1 protein-coding gene is annotated in these 1,637 nt (G+C 70.9%); it reads left to right on the forward strand.

Features of this window, described 5'->3' with window-relative positions; translation table 11 throughout:
- Positions 1 to 397 precede the first annotated feature (397 nt).
- Positions 398 to 1,637 (forward strand): MobF family relaxase (gene mobF, locus CNO22_RS26985; RefSeq protein WP_157937164.1); only part of this gene is annotated, 1,240 nt, incomplete at its 3' end.

The following is a 1,637-nucleotide window of genomic DNA, read 5'->3' on the forward strand; positions in this document are numbered from 1 at the left end:
GGCATCGACCGCGGCCACCACCCGATTCCGCAGATCCATCGAGTACGCCCGCACGCCGGGCCTGAATACCCCCGCCAACCAATCAGCACACCGCTGTCACACGTCGACACCACGCCGACGAGCTCAGGACCTCCGACGATCTACACCACTACCGGGGACGCCACTTCTTTCCGTGAAACGACCAATCAACGTCTATCAACGTTTCCCCAGCACCTACACCTCAAAAGCTCGCACATCGCATCCGATCGACCTGCCCAGGCGCAAAGAAGTCTTGCCCAAGAAAGCGGCACGCATGCTACCAATAGAGGTAGTCCGGGCCCCGCTTCGCGGGGCCCATCGCCGTTTCTAGGGGTGACCTATTGGTCATTGTTGGGTGGCGTTGAAAGTGCACGGTGGAATGAAGGTGTACGCCGGGTCGGCGGCGGCCGCCCGGGCGTATCTGGAGGCCGACCGCGGCCGGGCCGATGACTACTACCTCACCGAGGGCACCGGCCTGGCCCGCCGCTTCGTGGCCCGCGACGGACGGGTGGCCGAGCGGACGCCGCTCACAGGGGAGACCTACGAAACCTGGGTGGCCGGCCGCGAGCCGGACACCGGCGACCCGCGGGGGCGGCTGCGCACCGATGAGCGTGCGGTGCGGTTCGTCGAGGTGGTGGTCAACGGCCCGAAGTCCTGGTCGCTGGCCGCCGCGATGCACTATGACGTCGCGGCCGCCTACGACGCCGCCCAGGACCGCGCCGCCGCCCAGATCGTCGGCTGGCTCGCCGCCCACGCGACCACCCGGGTCGGCCCGCGCGGCGGCCAGGTCCAGGTGCCGGTGGAGATGCTGGAGGCGGTGACGGTGCGGCACTACACCTCCCGCGCCGGAGACCCGCACCGCCATCTGCACCTGCAGATCGGCGCCCGGGTGTTCGCCGCCGAACAATGGCGCGGGCTGCACACCGTCGGCGTGCGCGACTTCCTCGCTGCCATCAACGGAATCGGGCACGCTGCGGTCGCCTGCGATCCGCAGTTCCGGGCTGCAGTCGCCGACCACGGCTACACCCTGGATGCGACTGGAGAAATACTGGAGCTTGCCGCCTACGTCGGCCCGTTCAGCGCAAGGGCGGCGCAGATCGGGCGCAACCTGGACCGCTACGAACGCGACTGGATGGCGGCGCACCCCGAAGAACAGCCCGGTCCGGCGCTGCGGCGGGCCTGGGACGCCCGCGCCTGGGCCGAGGGGCGCCCGGACAAGGTCATCCCCCGCTCCGGGGCCGACCTCGTGGCACGGTGGCGAGCCGAGCTGGGGTCACTGGGCTATCGCGATCCCGCCCACCCCGTCTCGCTGGCGCCGACCGCGATCGGCGCGCTCGACCGCGAGGCTGCCGTCGACACCGTGCTGACCCGGCTGGCCGCCGGCCGCTCGGCATGGAACTCGGCCGCCGTCCGTGGCGAGGTCGAGCGGCTGATCGCCGCGGAGGGCATCGTCGCCGACACGGCGGTGCGCCTCGAGTTGGCCGAGGACCTCACCGCCCGAGCTCTTGGCCGGTGCGTTCCCCTGGTGAACCGAGAGGGAGTGGCGGAGCACATCCGGTCCTGGACCTCGCGGGCGGTGCTCGACGTGGAGGCCGACCTGCGCACCCGGTTCGCCGCCC

It is taken from the genome of Geodermatophilus chilensis, from assembly GCF_002802985.1.
GTDB classification, from domain to species: Bacteria; Actinomycetota; Actinomycetes; order Mycobacteriales; family Geodermatophilaceae; genus Geodermatophilus; species Geodermatophilus chilensis.